Origin of the sequence: Microcoleus sp. K5-D4, assembly GCF_036704575.1 — a bacterium.
GTDB lineage: Bacteria > Cyanobacteriota > Cyanobacteriia > Cyanobacteriales > Microcoleaceae > Microcoleus.
In genome coordinates, this window is the sequence record NZ_JAUBSD010000006.1 from 89,778 (window position 1) to 109,524 (window position 19,747).

The 19,747-nt window shown below is 43.7% G+C and carries 13 protein-coding genes; 9 read left to right on the top strand and 4 right to left on the bottom strand.

Going from position 1 to position 19,747, the window contains the following annotated elements; all coding sequences use genetic code 11:
• Positions 1–90: 90 nt before the first annotated feature.
• The 5 genes from QUA77_RS03790 (at position 91) to QUA77_RS03810 (ending at position 9,051) form a co-directional block, all read left to right on the top strand.
• A complete protein-coding gene (locus tag QUA77_RS03790) occupies positions 91–3,099 on the top strand; it encodes a peptidase domain-containing ABC transporter (RefSeq protein WP_333449301.1) in 3,009 nt (1,002 codons plus the stop codon).
• Between the two features lie 52 nt (positions 3,100–3,151).
• Positions 3,152–5,158 (top strand): chromosome partitioning protein ParA, encoded by a 2,007-nt coding sequence (locus QUA77_RS03795; RefSeq protein WP_333059008.1) that lies wholly within the window; start codon positions 3,152–3,154, stop codon positions 5,156–5,158.
• Between the two features lie 253 nt (positions 5,159–5,411).
• Positions 5,412–7,229, top strand: a complete 1,818-nt coding sequence (locus QUA77_RS03800) for a hypothetical protein (RefSeq protein WP_333449302.1) — start codon at positions 5,412–5,414, stop codon at positions 7,227–7,229.
• 15 nt (positions 7,230–7,244) lie between these two features.
• Positions 7,245–7,994 (top strand): glycosyltransferase family 2 protein, encoded by a 750-nt coding sequence (locus tag QUA77_RS03805; RefSeq protein WP_333449303.1) that lies wholly within the window; start codon positions 7,245–7,247, stop codon positions 7,992–7,994.
• Positions 7,987–9,051 (top strand): NAD-dependent epimerase/dehydratase family protein, encoded by a 1,065-nt coding sequence (locus tag QUA77_RS03810; protein WP_333034848.1) that lies wholly within the window; start codon positions 7,987–7,989, stop codon positions 9,049–9,051. Before QUA77_RS03805 ends, QUA77_RS03810 begins: the two co-directional genes overlap by 8 nt.
• A gap of 84 nt (positions 9,052–9,135) precedes the next feature.
• Here the strand turns inward: QUA77_RS03810 and QUA77_RS03815 are convergent, their stop codons facing one another.
• On the bottom strand, positions 9,136–9,825 hold the full coding sequence (locus tag QUA77_RS03815; RefSeq protein WP_333449304.1) for a methyltransferase domain-containing protein: 690 nt from the start codon (positions 9,823–9,825) through the stop codon (positions 9,136–9,138).
• A gap of 49 nt (positions 9,826–9,874) precedes the next feature.
• On the opposite strand from QUA77_RS03815, the gene rfbC reads away from it, so the two are divergent.
• The 4 genes from rfbC (at position 9,875) to QUA77_RS03835 (ending at position 14,381) form a co-directional block, all read left to right on the top strand.
• Positions 9,875–10,420 carry a dTDP-4-dehydrorhamnose 3,5-epimerase gene (rfbC, locus tag QUA77_RS03820; RefSeq protein WP_333449305.1) on the top strand — a complete coding sequence of 182 codons (546 nt, stop codon included), beginning with the start codon at positions 9,875–9,877 and terminating at the stop codon, positions 10,418–10,420.
• A gap of 2 nt (positions 10,421–10,422) precedes the next feature.
• Positions 10,423–11,295 carry a dTDP-4-dehydrorhamnose reductase gene (rfbD, locus tag QUA77_RS03825; protein WP_333034852.1) on the top strand — a complete coding sequence of 291 codons (873 nt, stop codon included), beginning with the start codon at positions 10,423–10,425 and terminating at the stop codon, positions 11,293–11,295.
• 222 nt (positions 11,296–11,517) lie between these two features.
• On the top strand, positions 11,518–13,314 hold the full coding sequence (locus QUA77_RS03830) for a hypothetical protein (RefSeq protein WP_333449306.1): 1,797 nt from the start codon (positions 11,518–11,520) through the stop codon (positions 13,312–13,314).
• A gap of 92 nt (positions 13,315–13,406) precedes the next feature.
• The gene (locus QUA77_RS03835) at positions 13,407–14,381 is read left to right on the top strand and encodes a glycosyltransferase family 2 protein (protein ID WP_333449307.1); all 975 of its coding nucleotides are present in this window, start codon (positions 13,407–13,409) and stop codon (positions 14,379–14,381) included.
• Between the two features lie 150 nt (positions 14,382–14,531).
• On the opposite strand, the gene QUA77_RS03840 is transcribed toward QUA77_RS03835, so the two are convergent.
• From QUA77_RS03840 to QUA77_RS03850, 3 genes are all read right to left on the bottom strand, one after another.
• On the bottom strand, positions 14,532–16,364 hold the full coding sequence (locus tag QUA77_RS03840; RefSeq protein WP_333449308.1) for a DUF6798 domain-containing protein: 1,833 nt from the start codon (positions 16,362–16,364) through the stop codon (positions 14,532–14,534).
• A 12-nt stretch (positions 16,365–16,376) separates the two neighbouring features.
• The gene (locus tag QUA77_RS03845; RefSeq protein ID WP_333449309.1) at positions 16,377–18,527 is read right to left on the bottom strand and encodes a hypothetical protein; all 2,151 of its coding nucleotides are present in this window, start codon (positions 18,525–18,527) and stop codon (positions 16,377–16,379) included.
• Between the two features lie 111 nt (positions 18,528–18,638).
• Entirely contained in the window at positions 18,639–19,661 is a 1,023-nt protein-coding gene (locus QUA77_RS03850) for an SGNH/GDSL hydrolase family protein (protein ID WP_333449310.1), read from the bottom strand.
• Positions 19,662–19,747 lie beyond the last annotated feature (86 nt).

Below are 19,747 nucleotides of genomic sequence, written 5' to 3' on the forward strand. Positions count from 1 at the left end.
AGACTTGAAAAAGCGTAGCATCCTGACAAAAACCCCCTGGATTCATCTGTGGATTCAATCTAAAATCTAAAATCTAAAATCTAAAATTGGATGACTTCTTCCGCTGTTTCCCTCTCCCAAATTCAGGATTTCCTAGCTCAAACACCTCCCTTTGACCGACTGTCAGAGACGGCTCTGACAGCCTTGGTGGCTAAATGCCAACTCCTTGGCTACCGGACGGGGCAACCCCTGTTTGAACGGGAAAAAATGCCGACTCAGGTGGCAATTATCTATCAAGGCCAGGCCCGGCTGCTGGGCTTTGACCAGCGCTCGCAGCGCCACGTAAGTTTACGCTTGGTGCAGTCGAAGGAAATCCTGGGCTGGGCTGGCTTGCTCAGGGGAGTTCCCTGCGAAACGGCGATTGCCTCTACAGATGTGATCGCCATCGTCCTACCTGCCGAAGATTTCCTGAGCGTACTGGAAAAACAGCCGACATTTGGAGAAGCCTTTCGCGAACACTGTTCCTTGAGCGAAGTATTTGAACTGTTGAGCCTGGAATTGCAGCGCCAAGCCGACGGCACTTCCAATCTCAAGGAACTCACCCTGCAAGCTTGGCAAGATGCGACAGTTGTCAACGTGCCAAACGGCAACAAAAAAACTCAAGACATCGCCAAAGAGCTAGATGCCGATCGAGTTTGGCTCGTCAGCAGCGGCGTCTTGGGCGACTTTCCCACCGGCAGCCGCTTCTCTGTGGAAAACGCAGCCAAATCCTTAAAAGTAGAAGGCCGCCTCGGCGCTCGCTTGGTCGGCTTCCGGGAACCCCCAGAACCCCAACCCGAAACAGACTCATTAAATGGCACGCCAGATACAGTAGGCCCAGGGCAGAATCCGCCCGGCGGAACATCGATCACGGTTAGAGACGCCCCCGATCGCCCCCCAGAACCCAAAACCGACCAACCAAAGGATGCGGGGAGATACCCAGTTTTCCGCGCCAAAGGGCAGATTGAGGCCCCGCTTGCTTGCTTCCAAATGTTGAGCAAGTATTTCGGTCTAAAATTTCGTCGAGATATCATCCGCAAAGTTCTAGAAAATCAGTTAAAAACCGCTGGTTCTATCAGTATGCAAGCCTGCGGGGCGATCGCCCAAAGCATCGGCCTCACGCCCCAATTGGCGCAAGTGCCAGCAGAAGCCATCAACCGCATCAAAGCCCCCGTAATGATTAAATGGCAAGATACCTTTGCCATTATTTACAGCATCACCGAGCAAGAATTGGTGATCGCCACGCCCGAACAGGGGCTGATGCGGAAGCGGATACCTCAGTTTAAAGAAATCTGGGGCGAATCAGGAGAAGTCCTGCTGCTGCAAGCTCCGCAAGTTGAGCAAAAAGAGCAGTTCAGCTTCTGGTGGTTTGTGCCGGCCCTCATGGAACACAAGACAGTGTTTTTTGAGGTGTTGCTTGCTTCGTTTTTTGTACAGTTATTTGGTCTTGCAAACCCATTAATCAGCCAAATAATTATTGATAAAGTCTTAGGTCAGCGCAGCATTGACACCTTGGATATTTTGGGAGCATTTCTGTTAGGTGTTGCCCTGTTTGAAGGACTGCTCAACGGTTTGCGTACCTTTTTGTTTATAGATACCTCAAACCGCATCGATGTCAAATTGAGTGCGGAGGTAATCGACCACTTGCTCCGGCTGCCCCAGAATTACTTTGACAACAGGCGCGTGGGAGATCTGGTTTACAAATTCAGCATGATGGGCCAGATTCGGGAATTCATGACGAGTACAGCTCTGACAGTGGTTCTCGATGCGGTATTTTCGGTGGTTTACGTCGCCGTTATGCTCTCTTACAGTGTGCAGCTAACGTTTGTATCTTTGGCAGTGGTACCGATACTGGGGCTGATGATTATTCTAATCAATCCGCTGGTGCTGCGCCTGATAAAACAGAGAAATATGCGTTTTTCTGACTCTCAATCTTATTTAGTGGAAGTAGTCGGCGGGATTCAAACTGTTAAGGCTCAAAATATTGAATTGAAATCCCGGTGGGAGTGGTCGAGCCGCTACGCAAAATACATTACAGCCAGTTTTAAAACAATTATCACGGGGACTGCGGCGGGTACGATTAGCAGCTTTTTAAACCAGGTGGGTAACTTAGCTCAGTTGTGGGTGGGAGCTTATTTGGTACTGGGAAATGAGATTACTTTGGGTCAGTTGATTGCTTTCCGAATTATTTCCGGGAACGTGACTGGTTCGCTGCTGCGTTTTGTGAGCGTCTGGCAGAGTTTCCAAGAAGTCTCGATGTCGATCGATATGCTTAAGGATGTGGTGGATACGCCGACGGAAACCAGCGATGAAGACCGGAACAATATCCCGCTGCCGGCAATTCAAGGGCAGGTTACCTATGAGGAGGTTTCCTTCCGATTTCTGGAGAGCGGCCCACTGCAATTGGCTAATGTGAATTTGGAATTTCCCGCTGGCAGTTTTGTGGGAATTGTGGGTGGAAGCGGTTCCGGTAAAAGTACAGCGATGAAGCTGTTGCAGCGTCTTTATCCGCCGCTGTCGGGCCGGATTTTTATTGACGGATACGACATTTCTAAGGTGGAACTGTACTCGCTCCGCAGCCAACTTGGGGTGGTGTTGCAAGATACTTTGCTGTTTAACTGTACTGTGCAGGAAAATATTGCTCTGAGTAATCCCGATGCGAGTACGGATGAGATTGTGCGAGCTGCAAAATTAGCGGTAGCTCACGATTTTATTATGGGCTTGCCTGCTGGCTACAATACGATAGTCGGAGAGCGGGGTGCGTCGCTTTCTGGGGGTCAAAGGCAGCGTTTGGCGATCGCCCGCACGATTTTGCAAAACCCGAAACTGCTGATTTTGGACGAAGCTACAAGCGCCCTCGACTACCATTCCGAACGCCAAGTTTGCAATAACTTAGCAGAAGCTTTCGCGGGGCGCACGGTGTTTTTCATTACTCACCGCCTGACTACAATCCAAAACGCTGATGTAATTATTATGATGGATCAAGGTTCTGTAGTCGAGCGGGGAACTCATAAAGAATTAATGGCTCTTAAAGGGCGTTACTACTGCCTCTTCCAGCAACAAGAGTCATCGAATACCTGATATCTAACAACTCACAACTGATCACTAACGCTTAACAACTGAGAACTAACAAATGGCAATGAAATCGTTAATACTTTCTGAGCAACCAGTCATTCTCGAAAAACCAGCGATTTGGTCGCACTTGTTTTTGTGGATGATCATGCTGATGACCACTTCTGCTGTAGTGTGGGCTTATTTTGCTAGCGTAGAGCAAGCTGTCCCCGCTGTCGGCCAATTGGAGCTCAAAGATGGTGCTAGAGACATCCAAGCACCTGCTACGGGAGCTGTGGTGAGACTTCACGTTGAAAATGGCGATCGTGTGGAAAAGAACCAGCCTCTGCTAACTTTCAACCCCCTTGCACCCAGTGCTGATTTAACATCGATACAGAAAACTAAAGAAGCTCTGGAAAAGGAAAATAAATTTTACGAAGATGTTGTCAACGGCAAAATTCAAGGCGCTGTTCCTTCTAACCTAGAATCAACAATCAAGGACAGACAGAGCCTCACGGCACAAAATCAAGTGCTGCAAGCTTTGATTGACGAACTGTACCTCAATCGGGGAGCTAGCGGAAATTTTGATGCAGCCCAGCAAGGACTTTATGTTAATTATCGATCGGAATTTCTGTCTCGCGTCGCTGCTGCTCAAGGCCAAGTTCAGGAGTTAGAAAAACAACTGAAGCAAGCTCAGGATGCTGAGAAAGCAGCCGGCGATCAAATGACAGTGGCACAGCAACAATTGGGTTTTGCCCAGAACCAATTAAATTATGCTCAGCAGCAGTTAGCTTCTTCGCAAGAGCAAGTAAAATCAGCCCTGGCTCAGAGAGATTTGGCCCAAGAACAGTTAGCGAAATCCCAACAAGTATTGAAGTCGAACCAAAACATTCTAGGCAGACTCGCCCCCCTTGTGGAGGAAGGAGCTATTGCTGAACTGCAAAAAGAACGTCAAGAACAAGATGTTTTCAGGGGTCAAAGCGACGTTCTCAAACAGCAAGATCAAATCAAGCAGCGCGAAGGTGAAATCAACTCTCGCAAAGGCGAAATTAACACACGCCTCGGTGAAATCAATACGCGCCGAGGCGAAATTAACGCGCGTCAAGGTGACATCCAAAAAATTAGTGCTGACATACAGCGCCAGCAAGGAGAGCAAGCACGCATTCAGGAGTCCATCGCCCGCGCCCAAGAACAGTTAAAAAACACCAAGGATTCCTGGGCAAAAGAACTTTACAGCAAAATTGCTGAAAACGAGAAACAAATTGCCAGCAGCGATTCTCAGCTAAGTCGCTTCAAAGTGGAAAACCTGAAAAAGCTGTCTGAGGTGAACGCTCAGCTAGAAAAGGCTCAACAAAACCGCGACACTCAAGTGATGAAAGCTCCCGTATCGGGTGTAATCTTTGATTTGAAGCCTTCTACCAAGGAGAAAGCTAAGTTGGATATGGCGAAAGATCCGATATGCCAATCCATTATTAATACGGTGCTGAAACCGGGCGAACCGCGCCCAGCACGCTGCGAAGAAGCTTATTACGAAGCGCAGCAAACTGAAAAGCTGCTCAAAGTTTTGGATGACGAAAACGGTCTGGAAGCAGTGGTTTACCTCGAAAACAGCAATGTGGCTCTGGTATTGGATGCTTTGAGACAGAAGCGGGCAAAATTGGAGGCGTATCACGGCAAGCAATTAGATGGAGAAAAAATTGACTGCGAAACAGGTAAAAGTTGCGTTTGTCCAGAGAAGGAAGTTAACAGAGAGAAACTGGGTTTGACGAAATACCAATGCGTGCCTGTGGAAGTGAATGTAGAAGCTTTCCCGGCGATGGAGTTTGGTACTGCGGAGGGTGAGGTGATAGAGATTAGCAGCGATGCTGAGCCTCCTACTGAACTGCGGAAATACTACGCTTTCAAAACCAAAATAAAGCTCAAAAATCAGAAGTTTGTTTTGAACAAGGGCAAGGCAAATGAAGTGGAGGTTAACTTGCAGTCGGGAATGTCCGTGAGCTCTAATATCAATATCGGCAAGCGGACTGTTTTGCAGATGTTTATCAACCGATTTACTGGCAAAATGGATACGTTCAAGACTATTAAGTAGCGAACAGTTGACGGTTGACTCTTGACTGTTGACAGCCGGTGACTGTTGAGAGTTGAGAGTTGATTGTCAGTCGAAAAGCTGATGATATCATGTCCGGTCGAGCGACCGGGATTTTTGTAGGGGCGGGTTCACCCACAGTACCTGCGAATAATTCACCCTCTCAAAAACCCGCCCCGACCGGGATATTATGGTTAATCGATCGGGCATGATATGACTAGATTTTACAATTCCGATGCTACCGGATTGGATATTAATGAAAAAAATCATATTATTTACTTTATATCTAATTCCTGTCCTCTTATTAATCGGATTTGTAGCGAATTTTAGCGTTAACGTTCCCGTTGATGACGAGTGGAGGTTAGCTAGCCTTTTTGAAAAATTAGCTGCGGGAAATGTAACTTTTAAGGATTTTTGGGGTTTGCACAGCAACCACCGCATACTTTTCCCTAAAATAATTATTGCGGTGCTGGCTTTTGCTTCGCGATGGAATATTAATTATCAGTTGTGTGTCAGCATAGGTTTGGCTGGGATAACTTTTATCGCTATGTACAAGTTATCCTCAATGCAAGTTAAGAATGTCGCGGATGATTTGTGGCATTTAGCTAATATTTTAACTTGTATTTTGCTTTTCTCTCTAGTTCAGCACGAAAACTGGCTTTGGGGATTTCAATTAGCGTGGTTTTTTGTAAATTTATGTTTTGTAGCTGCGGTTTATGCGCTGGTTTCAAATCACAAATTATTGCCTAATATTAGAATCTCTATTGCTGCTGTATTCTGCTTTATTGCTAGTTTTTCGCTGGCTCAAGGCTTGCTGTCTTGGTTGGCTGCGATTCCGGCTGTGGCGGCTTTGGAGGGAAATGCAGCGCAGAAACGAAAAAGAGCGATCGCATGGATGCTGCTGTTTGCGACAACTTGTGCTGTTTACTCAATTGATTATAATCCTAGTCGCAAAGCAAGTATTATTTCATTGTTGAATAAGCCGTTTGTGGTGATTGATTACTTTTTAAGTTTGCTGGGTTCGCCAATTGTGCGCTCGCCGGGAATTTCGGCATTTGTAGGATTGGTAATTTTGGGAAATTTTATATTTTTTGTAGTTTATTTTGCAAAAAACATTGTATCAAGTTCGATAGCTTCATCTGTGAGCGAGCACTCTGAAAAGCCACCTCAAGTCCCGGGGATTGCTTCCTCCCTCGCAATGACAGATAGGAATGATATTGCTGAGAATTATGAGGCTTTACCTTGGCTGTCAATAGGTTTATTTTCGGTTTTATCCGCTCTGTTTATTACGGCTGGTAGGGCGGAATTTGGGGCAATTCAGGCGATTGGATCGTCGAGATATACGACTAATTCGATTTTACTATTAATTGCTTGGGTTCAGCTAGGGCAATTGTTTGTTCGAGGTAATTATAAAGAAACAAAAGCAACGTTAAAGCTTAATTATAAATTTATTTGTCGGGTAGTGGCAGGGCTGTTAATTGCTACAATAATTGTTAACTCTGAACAGGCGATCGCCCAAACTAGATCGGCACTTCTTTACAAACAAGGCGCTCAAGATTGTTTGCAGTTAATTAACTATCTGGAATCCTCTGCTTTTTTCAATAATTCGCCGGAAAGCTGTTTGAGGGTGCTGAGCAAAAAAACTTGGCTGGTGAGAGAAGGCGCTGCAATAATCGACAAAATAGGTTGGATCAAGCTCGCGAAAAATGTAGAGTTTATTTCTAATACCGAGAAAGTTTACGGTTATTTAGACAAACCTCAAACTAGCGATAAATCCTTGACTGTTAAGCCAAATGATGCTGTCAAGGCTGCTGGTTGGGCGGTTTTGCCAGAAAAATTGCAACAGCCGAATATTGTACTGCTATCTGTCGGCGATAAACAATCTTTTTTTGCTAACGCTTATGTAAATTTGGACAGTCCCGACATTGCTGAGAATTTAAAATCTGAGTTATACAATAATGCAAGGTGGGCGGTTGATTTGTCAGGTAATAATTTGCCGATCGCCCAAACTGAAATTAAGGCTTGGGTGTATAATCCTGTTGACAACCAGTTTGTCCAGTTGCGCGGAGGATGAGGAGTGAAAATTTCTGTGATAATACCAGCTCACAATGAGGAGGGCTGTTTGTACGGTACTGTGCGGGCGATCGCCCAGACGCTCGATTTAGAAGGCATTCCGCACGAAATTTTGATTGTGAATGACAACAGTGTCGATCGAACTCTTGATATTTGCCAGGAGTTGTCAGAGACTTTTCCCACAGTTAGATACATCAACAATCAACCTCCCAACGGTTTCGGATTTGCCGTGCGCCGTGGTTTGGCCGAATTTGACGGAGATGCTGCGGCAATTGTGATGGCGGATGCTTCCGACGATCCCATAGATTTGGTAGCAGGATACCGCAAGTTGCAAGAAGGATATGATTGCGTTTTCGGTTCCCGCTTTATCAAAGGCGGCTTTATAGTTGATTATCCAATTCACAAGTTAGCAATTAACCGCTTAGCAAACTGGTTTGTCAAAAGTATTTTCGGCTTGCGGTACAGCGATGTCACCAATGCTTTTAAAATTTACCGCAGAGAAGTAATTGAAGGCGTACAACCGATTTTGAGTCATCATTTTAATTTGACAGTCGAACTGCCTTTAAAAGCAATCGTTAGGGGTTTTTCCTATACGGTAATACCTCTGAGGTGGTACAATAGGACGGCTGGTATTTCTAAGCTGAAAATCAAAGAGATGGGCAGTCGATATTTGTTTATTGTCTTATATGTCTGGCTGGAAAAACATCTGTCTCGCGGCGACTACCACCGGACTAGAAAGATAGCAAAGTTGAAAGTGAATGCCTGAAAGAATTTTAATTGTTGGTGGTGCCGGTTTCATCGGCAGTTGTTTGGCAATTGGCCTGAAGAAACTGCACCCGGAATGGCAAATAATTTGTTTAGATAACCTGCGTCGCCGCGGCTCGGAATTGAATCTTCCTCGGCTTAAAAGTTGCGGGATTCAGTTTGTTTACGGGGATATTCGCACCGCGGCAGATTTAGATCCAGTTGCACTCAATGCTGACTGCATTATAGATTGTGCTGCGGAGCCTTCTGTGCTGGCTGGTTTTAGTTCGCCTCAGTACGTTTTGCAGACGAATTTACTGGGCACTGTGAATGTTTTGGAGTTGGCGAGACAAACGGGTGCGAGTTTGCTGTTTTTGTCTACGAGTCGGGTTTATCCGATCGCCAGTGTCAAGTCTGTTAAACTGTTAGAGTTGCCGAATAGATTTGCGATCGCCCCCGAGCAAACTTTACCCGGTATATCCGAGTTGGGCATATCAGAAGACTTCCCTTTAAAAGGACACCGTTCGCTTTATGGAGCAACTAAATTAGCTTCAGAATTGCTGATTGAGGAGTACAGGGAAGCATACAATGTGCCGGCAATTATTAACCGCTGCGGGTTGATTACCGGGGCTTGGCAAATGGGTAAAGTCGATCAGGGAGTTTGCGGTTTGTGGGTGGCGGCTCACTATTTTCAAAAGTCGCTGAGTTATATCGGTTTTGGTGGCAGCGGCAAGCAGGTTAGGGATTTACTGCACGTTGAAGATTTGTTGAGGTTAGTTAATTATCAGTTAGAAAACTTTTCCAAATTAGATGGTGAAGTTTTTAATGTTGGCGGCGGTTTGAGCAACAGTCTTTCTTTGGTTGAGACAACTGATTTGTGCCAAAAGATTACGGGTAAATCGATTCCGATTCCTCCTGTTTTGGAGGAACGCGCGGGGGATATTCCGATTTTTATTACTGATTCTTCGAGGGTGATGGAGAAAACTGGATGGCAGCCTGTGATTGGGTCGGAAGCGGCTTTGCAGGATATTTATGATTGGATTGCTGCTAATGAGGCGGTTTTAAGTTCGATTTTGTAGGGATTTTTTAACCGCAGATGCAGTCGGATAAACGCGGATAAACGCAGATGTATCGCTCTGCGTGGAGCTGACTGCATCTGCGAGTCATGAGTCTCTACCTCTCGGGTTTTGTTTCGATGCTTTAACAAACATTTGACCTCCCAAAAATCGCCACAAAAAAGGCAATTTTAAGTAAACTTTTAAAAGCCAGGGCGAGGCAGGTCTGCCTTTTGTCGAAAATGGTAAAAATCTGGGTATAATTAGGTCTATTTTAAAGCCGACGGTTTGTAAAAGTTCTTGCAGCGATAAGTGGGTAATGGGTAATTGATGATCGATAAAATCGTAGTATTCTTTAAAAGAATATTTAAAATTTGGTTGGACAACCAAGAGAGAACCCCCAGGCTTAAGCCCCTCAAAGCAAAATGAAATAATTTGTATGAGTTCTTCCTTATTGCGGAGATGTTCAAAAAAATTAGAGATAAATATCCGGTCAAATTGTTCGCTAAGAGCTGATTTATCGTCAAAAGTTAAAACATCTATGTTCAGCACTTTAACATCAGGATGAGCCAATAACTTGGAATCGGGATTGAGATCAATTAAATATTTTTTTTTAGCCCGAATTTGATTTATAAACTCGCAGTAACCGCCACCAATATCTAAAACAGTTGATTCGGGAGGAACATACTCTTGTAAAAACTCGTCAATTAAAACTTTCCATAGTGCCACCTTGGCTTGCAGTTGTCGGGAATCAAATCGATTGGCGTACAATTTTTTGAGATATGCGTCGGCTTTCATAGTAAAATAGCAGAGACTGAGTATGAGTTTATCACTTTCACAGCTAACTATGAATGTTATATCTACCGAAATACCGGAAGTTCTGATCATTGAGCCGAAAATTTTCGGAGACGATCGCGGTTTCTTTTTTGAGAGTTTCAATCACAAAGCTTTTATCGATAAAACAGGCGTGACGGTCGAATTTGTTCAAGACAATCATTCCAAATCTTCTAAAAATGTGTTGCGCGGTTTGCACTACCAACTGCAGCAGCCTCAAGGCAAATTGCTGCGGGTAGTTGCTGGCGAAATCTTTGATGTAGCGGTGGATATTAGAAAAAGTTCGCCGACTTTTGGGCAGTGGGTTGGGTGTTTGCTGAGTTCAGAAAATAAACGGCAATTTTGGGTTCCGGCGGGATTTGCTCACGGTTTTTTAGTGGTTTCCCAGACGGCTGAAGTTTTGTACAAAACTACAGATTATTACGCACCGGCACACGAGCGGTGTATCCTGTGGAATGACCCCGATTTGGCGATCGACTGGCCGCTAGATGGTGTCCAACCAATCTTATCAGCTAAAGACCAAGCTGGACAAACGTTGAAAACAGCTCAAGTTTTTTGATTATGAAAATTTTACTCGCAGGTGGCAGCGGACAGCTAGCTCAAGAATTGCAGCCGATTTTATTATCTTCGGGAGAGGTAATTGCGGTCGATCGCACTCGCCTCGACTTATCCCAACCGGAAAGCATCCGTCAAGCAATGGCTGAAATTCAACCGGATTTAGTCGTCAATGCGGGTGCTTACACTGCGGTAGACAAAGCGGAAAGCGAACCGGAATTAGCAAACGCCATCAACGGCATTGCACCCGGAATTCTCGCAGAAGAATGCGAAAAACTGGGAGCAAGTTTGATTCACTTTTCTACGGATTATGTATTTGACGGCAGCCACGGTTCTGCTTATCTGGAAACAGATTCTACGAACCCGCTGGGAACTTACGGCCAATCTAAATTAGCAGGCGAGGAAGCAATTCGGAAAGCAGGAAACCGACATATTATTATTAGAACCGCGTGGGTTTACGGCAACGGCGGCAAAGGTAATTTTGTGAAAACCATGTTGAGGTTAGGGAAGGAAAGGGAAGAAATTCGAGTAGTAGCAGATCAGATCGGAAGTCCTACTTGGACGGGGGATTTAGCGGAGGCAATTTCGCAAATTATTCCTCTGCTTGGGCAAGAAAGTTTTGGGACTTACCAGTACACTAACAGCGGAGTTTGTAGTTGGTACGATTTTGCGATCGCCATTTTTGAGGAAGCAGCACAACTCGGCTTACCTCTAAAAGTTCAGCGCGTAATTCCCATCACCACCGCAGAATATCCAACACCCGCAAAACGCCCCGCTTTTTCTGTCCTCTCTACAGTAAAAATATCAGGACTTCTAGGCACGTATCCTCCCCACTGGCGGCAAGGACTCAGACAAATGCTGGCAAGAGAAGTGAAATAAAAAATTGAGAAAAACTCAAAACGCGAGGGCGGGTTTTGTTCAGAAATCATCTGTTATAAGCTGTCCCGCATCTAAGTTGTATTTTTCGGGCGGGCGGGACGCCCACCCCACAAGAATTTCATCAAACTTGACTGTAAAATTTAGATGTGCCTGGGCTTATGCAAAGTTTCTCACCTAAACTCGCCCCTACCAATTAATAAAAATATCCCCCTGTCTGAATCCATGAAAGTCAAGCAACAATATATTTTAATTGCCGCATCCGTTCTCGGCATTCTAATACCAGCCTCATATATTTTGTACTTGATATCGCAAGCGGGAGACTTGTCTAATTTTGATTATTGGTGGATGACCTGGAATTTTTATTCAGTAGACGGTTTCTCTACAAATCCTTTTAATTGGATATTTCGGGCGAACGAGCATTTTGTCTTGATTCCGGCAATTATTTATGGCTTGAATATAGCTGTCACCAAAGGTTCAAATATTGGTTTATGTTTAGTTGCCTGGTTCTTGGCTTGGATTCAGTGCCACGTATTAATTGCTCTGCTGCCGTTAAAATTGAGGCGTTTTCCGCTGCAATTTATCTCGCTACTCCTTTGTATTTCTATTTTTAATTTTACTCCGGCGGCGGCTCACAATTGGATGCGGGGATTCAGCGGTGTTCACTGGATAATTGCTAATTTATTTGTGATTTGTTCGATATTTTGTTTGCAATCCTATGTGACAGTTTTGTTAAATAAAAGGGAGGCAGAGCCTCCTGATATTCATTCCCAGGCAGAGCCTGGTAACGAGTTTGTAGGGGCTGCGCCCCCCCATTTACAAAATAAGTGGATAATTGGCAGCATTGTTTTTGGCGTTTTAGGCTGTATTAGTTACAGCACTCCTTTAGCTTTGTGGCCGATATTGTGTGCTGCTGCTGTTGTGCTGCGGTTTCCTCGGCGAGTAACTTATTTGTATTTCATTGCTTCGATTGCAGTGATTGGCATTTATTTTTTAACTTATAAAACTCCCTCTCATCACCCTTCTTTAACTAAAATTAACCCGCTCAAAACTCTCGAATATATTCCTACTTATCTCGGCGGAATTTTTAGCGAAAATATTATTGTTGCTTCAATTATTGGTATAATTGGCTTGATGGCAGCGACTGGTTTTGTGGGTTATTGGCTATTTGTAAAAAAGGTCGATCGCCCGGATTGGCTGCCTTGGCTATCAATCCAACTTTACACGCTGCAAACGGCGTTAATGGCTGCGGTTAGTCGATCGGGATTTGGCGTCGAACAGGCCACCGCTTCCCGCTACGCCACACTTCCAGCCTTGTTTTGGATGAGCACAATTGTGCTGACAGTATTGTGGGTGCGCGAGTTGCAGCCAACACCAAGAATTCAAGGGCGTTGGCTGACACCGCTGTTTGCAGTCGCCACAGTTGCGATTATTTTAATGTACGGGGTGGGAGGCGAAACTGCAATGGCGATCGCCCGCAGAGCCACCTATCAACCCTTAGTAGCATTATCACTGCAATTAGGCATCACCGACGTAACGTTAATTAAAGACCGCGTAGGCAACAAACCCGCCGCTTTTATCGGGTTAATCGACGCATTAAAAACTAACAACTTAGTGCCATTTAACCGAGACATCAAAAAACACAATTTCTGTGCAGCATTAGACACCAAAATAGACGCAAATTTACTGTCAGCGCCCAAAGACGGAGTACCCGGATATTTTGATACAGCCACCACACTGGCACCAACAGCAGCGAGAGTAATTGGCTGGGTAGGAGACCCCGAAAACAATGTAAAATGTATTGCCATTCTCAACCAAGAAAATGTCGTTCGAGGTTTTGCCATGTCAGGATTTCCGCGCCCCGATTTAGTTAAATTGTTTGGCCATTCCTACGAATTCGCAGCTTGGAGAGGATACATTCAAACATCACCAACAGATAAATTATTGACAGCCTATGCCTCCTTTAAAAACCGCAAAGGTTGGGTAGCCTTGCGAAACTCCCAAGTTATCAATAAAAACTAAAAAACCTCTCTTTCTCCTCCTCTGCGTCCTCTGCGCCCTCTGCGGTTAATAAAAAACTCTCATTGACAACACAAATGAAATAGAATAGCCCTATGTCAAAACATTTCAGCTTCGTAATCCCAGTTCACAACGAAGAAGCTACCCTAAAATTACTGTTTGAAAAAATCCAACTTGTCATGTTCCAAACAGAAATTGACAGTTACGAAGTCATTTTCATAGATGACGGTAGCCGCGATTATTCCTGGCAAGAAATCACAGATTTAGCCAGCCAACATCCCAAACTAATTAAAGCGATTAAAATGCGCCGCAACTTTGGCAAATCCGCCGCACTTTCAGCAGGATTTCGCAATGCAGCAGGGATAATTATCTTTACTCTCGATGCTGACCTTCAGGATGACCCCGCTGAAATTCCCAAATTTTTACATCATTTAGAATCGGGATTTGATTTAGTTTCCGGTTGGCGAAAACAGCGGAACGACCCCCTTTCTAAAACTTTACCTTCCAAGCTGTTTAATGCCGTTGCGTGTTTGCTGACTGGGGTGCAAATGCACGATATGAATTGCGGTTTTAAAGCTTATCGTAGGGAAGTTTTGCAGTCGATTAAATTGTACGGGGAATTGCACCGCTACATTCCGGCTTTAGCAAACAATTTAGGGTTTAAAATTGGGGAAGTAGTTGTCGAACATCATCCGCGAAAGCACGGAAAATCAAATTACGGCTGGGAACGTTATGCGCGGGGATTTATTGATTTGTTGACGGTGTTAGCCACGACGCAATATTTGCACAAACCGGGTCATTTGTTTGGGGGTTTGGGTTTGTGTTTTGGCTTGGTGGGAACTGTTTCGCTGAGTTATTTGATAGTTATTTGGTTTCTGAATTTGGCGGGGATGAATTTTGGGCCTATCGGCAATCGACCTTTGTTATTTTTTGGGATTTTGTGTACAATTCTGTCGGTGCAATTGATTTCTTTGGGGATTTTAGCTGAGTTGATGGCGCGGAATGTGGATGCTGATTATGTGGACAAGCAAATTAGCGAAATTATTGATGATTCGGGTTTTGATATTTAACCGCAGATTAAGGCGGATTAACACTGATTAACGCAGATAAAGCGAATCTTGAAATTGCTTACAGACAAGCAAAGTCTGTCTCTGCAGACTAAGATAAAAGTCATATTTGGCTTTAACAAGTTTTACCAATTATCTATTAGCAATTACTTATTACCTAATTTTATACAGTATCCATTTGCCTTGTTTGTCGGCGATTTCTCCTGGAATATTTGGATGCCAGTCAGTACGAGTCAGGATATAATCGGCATGATAGTTTCTGGCTACTTTGACTAAATCCGCACTGCTGCGTCGGATAAAAAAGTCATTTCCTCCCCAAATCATTTGCGGGTTTAAGGGAACCCCTAAAACGGTTTCCATGCGATTTTGCCATTCTTTAATGCCTTTTTCGGTAAATGGAAAGTTCTTGAAGTTCACGACAATTGCTCTTTCGGAGAAAAACTGAAAGCTGGTAACTGAGGGGGGAACTAATACGAGTACATCGCGGCTGCTAATTTGCGAAAAACGCACAGCTAATCTGCTTAAGTCGTCCCTGGGAACGGCATTGATATTAACTCTTGTTTGAAATACATTTAATATAGGTTTGGGCAGAATTCCTGCTATTCCAAAAACTAAGGTGGCGGTAGTTATTAAGGCTAAGGTGTGAGTTAGAGTCTGTTTTATAGATGTAGCTAGGGATGTTTCTTCTAAAATGAATGGGAAGGCGAGGATTGAGAAAAGGACGGGGATGCTAATTATTCGATCGCCTATTATTTCCCATGAATCAGCCAGCGGATATATCAAGCTGAAAATTACCGTTCCTGCTGCTAAAATCCACAACAATATATTATATCGTTTGGGAAATACGTAATTTTTTGTTGGCCAAACTGAGAATCCTAAGAAAATGAGTCCCCGAAAAGGCAAAGTTAGTACAGCTAACATCAACAAGCTAACAGCTATTTGTTTGTCTCTGTAAAGTCGCTCTACCGTCAAAGCCACAGCAATAAATATAATTAATTGAGCAAAAGGTACGGTTCTAGCTAACTGTAGTTTGGCAATAAAAGCCAAAGGGTAAACTTCGACAAATATGTAATTTAGAAACAGCCCAAAAATGGATGTACCAACAATTATATAAAAATTAACCTTGTCTTCTTTTGGCAATAAATCGGATTTTTTGATGCACAGCAAGCCACCCATTATGAAACATATAAAGTTGAACCAATTCCCGACATCCCAATTTGACGGGAGGATGTGGTGGGGGTTGCGAACTTTCGCGTGAATGTAGACAAACTCGGCGTTGTCGATAGTGTGAGTGCTGGTAGTACCTGTTAATAACATCGGTACGTAAACGATACTTGCCATTGCTGCTAAAAGTGCGATCGCCAAAATCAATGTTTTAAACTTCCGCTGTCTTACAGATTCAATAACTAAAACGGGAACCATCATCAATCCCGGCAATAAACCAACTAAAAATTGCAACAGACAAGCCAGTCCAAAACAGAAATATCCGGTCAGCCATTTCTGGCGCAAACTAAAGTAAATTCCCCAGATTGCGAAACCCATTGCGAAGGTACTGGGTACTGATTTGGTGGAAAATATTAGGGTGTTACCAACATCTGTAAATGAAGCCGCTATACATAAAAAAGCCATCGCTGCGGCAGGCAGTTTGGAATTAGTATAGATATTGATAATTGCGTAGCAAGCTAGGATAAATGAACCGAAGGCTAGGAATTGATAAATAAAGTGCGCTAGGGGAATGCTTGTTCCTAAGTTGGCGATCAAATAGATAATATAATAATAGTAATATCTCGGATTAAACTTAACCATTTCCTGAACGTAATAGTCATTTTTGTACAGTTCAGAATTTAACATAAATTGAATTGGCGGCACTTCGGGAAAGTTGCCTCCTATCGGGAAAATATACCCACTGGCCATCAGGGAGCCGATGATGACAAAAATATAGAGAGATAGATTAAAATACCAGCGGGATTTTTGATGTTTTTGCATTGACGGTTCAATTTACCTACTGACAGCTAAATTGTTAATCTCCAGGTGGCATTGCTTTGTTAAATCCTGTTGGCTGCTACTCAATACCTCAAGCAGCAGATAAATGGGATTTTTGCCCTCAACTAATAGATTTAAGCCGATCGCACTTTTTTGACTATAAGCCATCTCTGCTGAGTCTATTAATTTACCTTGCTTGTCCCACAAAGTCAAGCGCAGGGCAACTCCCGGACATTGCTTGTTAAGTAAATTGAGTTTGCCGGTAACTTTTACTGGGTCTGAAATGGAACCTAAATACAGGAAAGATGTATCGAGTTTCTTGCTGTTTTTAATTGAATGAGTTACAATGTTATATAGGTTATCGGATTCTTGAATGACTGAATAATTGGCACTTGTGTAGATTGATTGATGCAAACTAATCCAATCTAACTGCGTGCCTGGTCGATCGACTATTTGCCGCTGCATCGCCTCCAGAGTCCTAACTGCCGTTGCTGTATCAGTCGGCCGCACCCTCCGGTAAACGCTGACAGTCACGCCGTTTTCTAGCTTAAACTGTTCCGGTAGCAATTGGAAATCGCGGGCAATTTCCCAGTTTTGAGTAAAGGCATCGTACACAACTTTAACAACATCTTGTTCGTGCGATCGCAAAACTTGTTCGTCAGTCGGTAACACCTGCTGAAAAGGCACTGCAACCACCGCATATTGTGACTGCAACAACTCCGGTAGCGGGTAAGTATCGCGCGAGTCAATTTGCGGTCTACCGATTGTATTTAATTTCCACCAACCCTCCGGCGGGTTTAATTTGCGGTTGGCTTGTCTGAGGATATTAGCATTAAAACTGTTAGAAGCACCGGCAATATAAATCGGTTCTTCATTCGGTGTTAATTTTCGCAGAAACTCTACTAATTTTACAACTTCGTCGTAGTCCGATCGCACTAACGGCGGAAAATTAGCCACAAACACTCTTGACAAATCAATTTTGAGAGGAATTAACCCGACTGCGGCATTCAAAACCAGGTACAAACCTGCCGCGCCCAGCAGGAAATACCGGACTTTTCCCTTGAGTGTCAGCCAAGTTGTCCAGAAAAATGTGGATAGTCCTAAAAGTGCGATCGGTGTAAGATGAATTGTATAGTGCAAGTAGCCGTAACGCAAAACTAACAGCCATTCAATCAGCGACAAAACCCCAAACAACGACACAAAAATAGCCGCCACCGGAACCAGCTTTCGAGTGATAATTCCCGCCGAAAAACCAATCAGTACCAGCAGCCAAGTTCCCAAACCGTAAAAATCCGCATAACGAGTTAAAATATCATTTACAGGCAAACTCCAAGCGACATACAAATTGCGGTAGTCAACCGTCAGAGCACTGCGAGTAAAATCTCCCGCTACCAACATTAAAATAGTCAAGCTAGTTGCAGCTATCAAGCTCAATTTTACAGCGGATTCAAACAAGCATCTGTAGGGAAACGGCACTGCCACGTCCTTGTCTTTTGAAGACGACAACGCCGTTTCCCTACGGTATATTAGTACAATAAACTCGATGAAAGCCTGTATAGTCGCTGCACCCAAAAATGCGATCGCACTATAAGCAAAATGGCGTCTCAACAGAATCGCCGCCGCCAGCAAAAACCCAATCAACGGGATTTTCCACCAAGATTTCAGCTTAACATCCTGCAAATAAACCCAAATTGCCAAGGCTAGAAACACACAGCCACCAGTATCCAGATATCCCCGCAGAGTCGGTATCCAACTCATCGGAATTAATAAACTCAGCAGCACCGTTGACCAAAACACCCGGCGGGGATAAACTGGAATTAGCGTTGCAGAAATTGCCCCCAGCAACAGGCGAAACGGCAGCACATAAATCAGGGATACGCTGAGAATGTAACTCAGCCGAGACTCGCCAAATAAGAGAATAAACGGCACTAACGGCAGAGAGATTAATAGATTTTTTTCCTTAGATAGCGATTCTATAACTCCGCGCCATGCTTTATCTGGCGAGTCTCGAAATAAATTTGCCGTATTGACTGTAGCAGTGTTGTAGCCCGCGTAATCCCACCAATAAAAAGTATGTTCGCTGGATACATAGATTGATGTTACTGCAACTGTTACGAGAACAAGTAAAAACAGGATAAACCCATCAATTAGAAATTTTCGAGGCAATTTAAAAGAAACAAAATCAAATACTCCCATCACTCTAGCAACCCTAAATAACTTCTAAACTTCCTCTTTCTCTATTCCTTCGCGCCCTTTGCGCCTTCGCGGTTCGTTAACTTACTTTAAAACAGTACGTTGCAAAAAGCCTTCCAACTTTTCTGCATATTGCCGATTGGCGATCGCACTTGGATGAAGGTCATGAGGTAAATTATTATTGGCAGGTATTTTCAAATCAACCGAAATATCCGCCGTAGCAATTCCCTCCTGACTTAACTCCTGCAGCATTTTAGCAGAACCGGCATTAATTCCCGCCACAACTAACTTAACACCATTAGCCTCAGCCACACGGTTAAACTCTTCAATAATTGCCTTAGAAACCTCGTGACTTTTGTACAATCCCTCTTCAAATTGATTGTAATTAACCTCTAAAAAATGGCTTAATGCAGAAACCCGCATCAGCGGGAACTCGTGATATTCAAGTTTTGCCATTTTGTAGGTAAAATTATTTTCTCCATTCAGCCTAGCATCGGGCTGGAATAAAATACCCAGTTTATTCCAAGCAGCCATTTGCTTTCTTCTCGCCCTTAACAAAGTATTGCGGCGGTCGTGAAATCCCGCATAAGCAATCACCGCAATTTTTGGTTTATTTCCTTGTTTGAGTGCTTCTTTGAATTGAATCAACGAGTGCAGCGTGCCGTAGCCGTTAACGCCAAAATTTACTATTTCATACTTGGGTAATTTCTCTTGCAGCAACCAAGAATAAGTTTCGCTATCATTCAATGACCAACCGTAGGTAAAAGAACAGCCAAATATCCAAATTTCTGGCTTTTTTGAAGATAAATTGTAAGTATTGAGGGGATGAGTTATTCTTAAACTATTATTGAGATGAGTTGCATTAAATGAGTAATTGCTGTTAAGTATTACCTTGAATTTTCCCGGCAAATGTTTGTAGCCGAGTTCCGAGTCTTTGGTAAAAAAGTTACCTTTTGGTTCGACGGCAACATCAACATTTTCTATTTGCCAGGGTTTGTATCCCGCAACTCGCAAGACAATTTCAGCCGTGGTGGTAGATAAAAAAACGGGAAAAATTAGATAAGTTATTAATCTGAAAATAGAGGTTTTAATAATTTTTTTTTTCATAATTTAGCGTAGATACTGTCTTGACCTGTCAAGGGGTAGCAGTCAAATAATTGGGGTCGAAAGGCTTTTGGGATTTTAAAATCCCA

Coding starts and splice junctions, on each gene's coding strand:
- QUA77_RS03835 (WP_333449307.1), top strand. CDS start 13,407: ATGTCAAAACATTTCAGCTTCGTAATCCCAGTTCACAACGAAGAAGCT.
- rfbD (WP_333034852.1), top strand. CDS start 10,423: ATGAAAATTTTACTCGCAGGTGGCAGCGGACAGCTAGCTCAAGAATTG.
- QUA77_RS03840 (WP_333449308.1), bottom strand. CDS start 16,364: ATGCAAAAACATCAAAAATCCCGCTGGTATTTTAATCTATCTCTCTAT.
- QUA77_RS03790 (WP_333449301.1), top strand. CDS start 91: ATGACTTCTTCCGCTGTTTCCCTCTCCCAAATTCAGGATTTCCTAGCT.
- QUA77_RS03815 (WP_333449304.1), bottom strand. CDS start 9,825: ATGAAAGCCGACGCATATCTCAAAAAATTGTACGCCAATCGATTTGAT.
- QUA77_RS03850 (WP_333449310.1), bottom strand. CDS start 19,661: ATGAAAAAAAAAATTATTAAAACCTCTATTTTCAGATTAATAACTTAT.
- QUA77_RS03795 (WP_333059008.1), top strand. CDS start 3,152: ATGGCAATGAAATCGTTAATACTTTCTGAGCAACCAGTCATTCTCGAA.
- rfbC (WP_333449305.1), top strand. CDS start 9,875: ATGAATGTTATATCTACCGAAATACCGGAAGTTCTGATCATTGAGCCG.
- QUA77_RS03800 (WP_333449302.1), top strand. CDS start 5,412: ATGAAAAAAATCATATTATTTACTTTATATCTAATTCCTGTCCTCTTA.
- QUA77_RS03810 (WP_333034848.1), top strand. CDS start 7,987: ATGCCTGAAAGAATTTTAATTGTTGGTGGTGCCGGTTTCATCGGCAGT.
- QUA77_RS03830 (WP_333449306.1), top strand. CDS start 11,518: ATGAAAGTCAAGCAACAATATATTTTAATTGCCGCATCCGTTCTCGGC.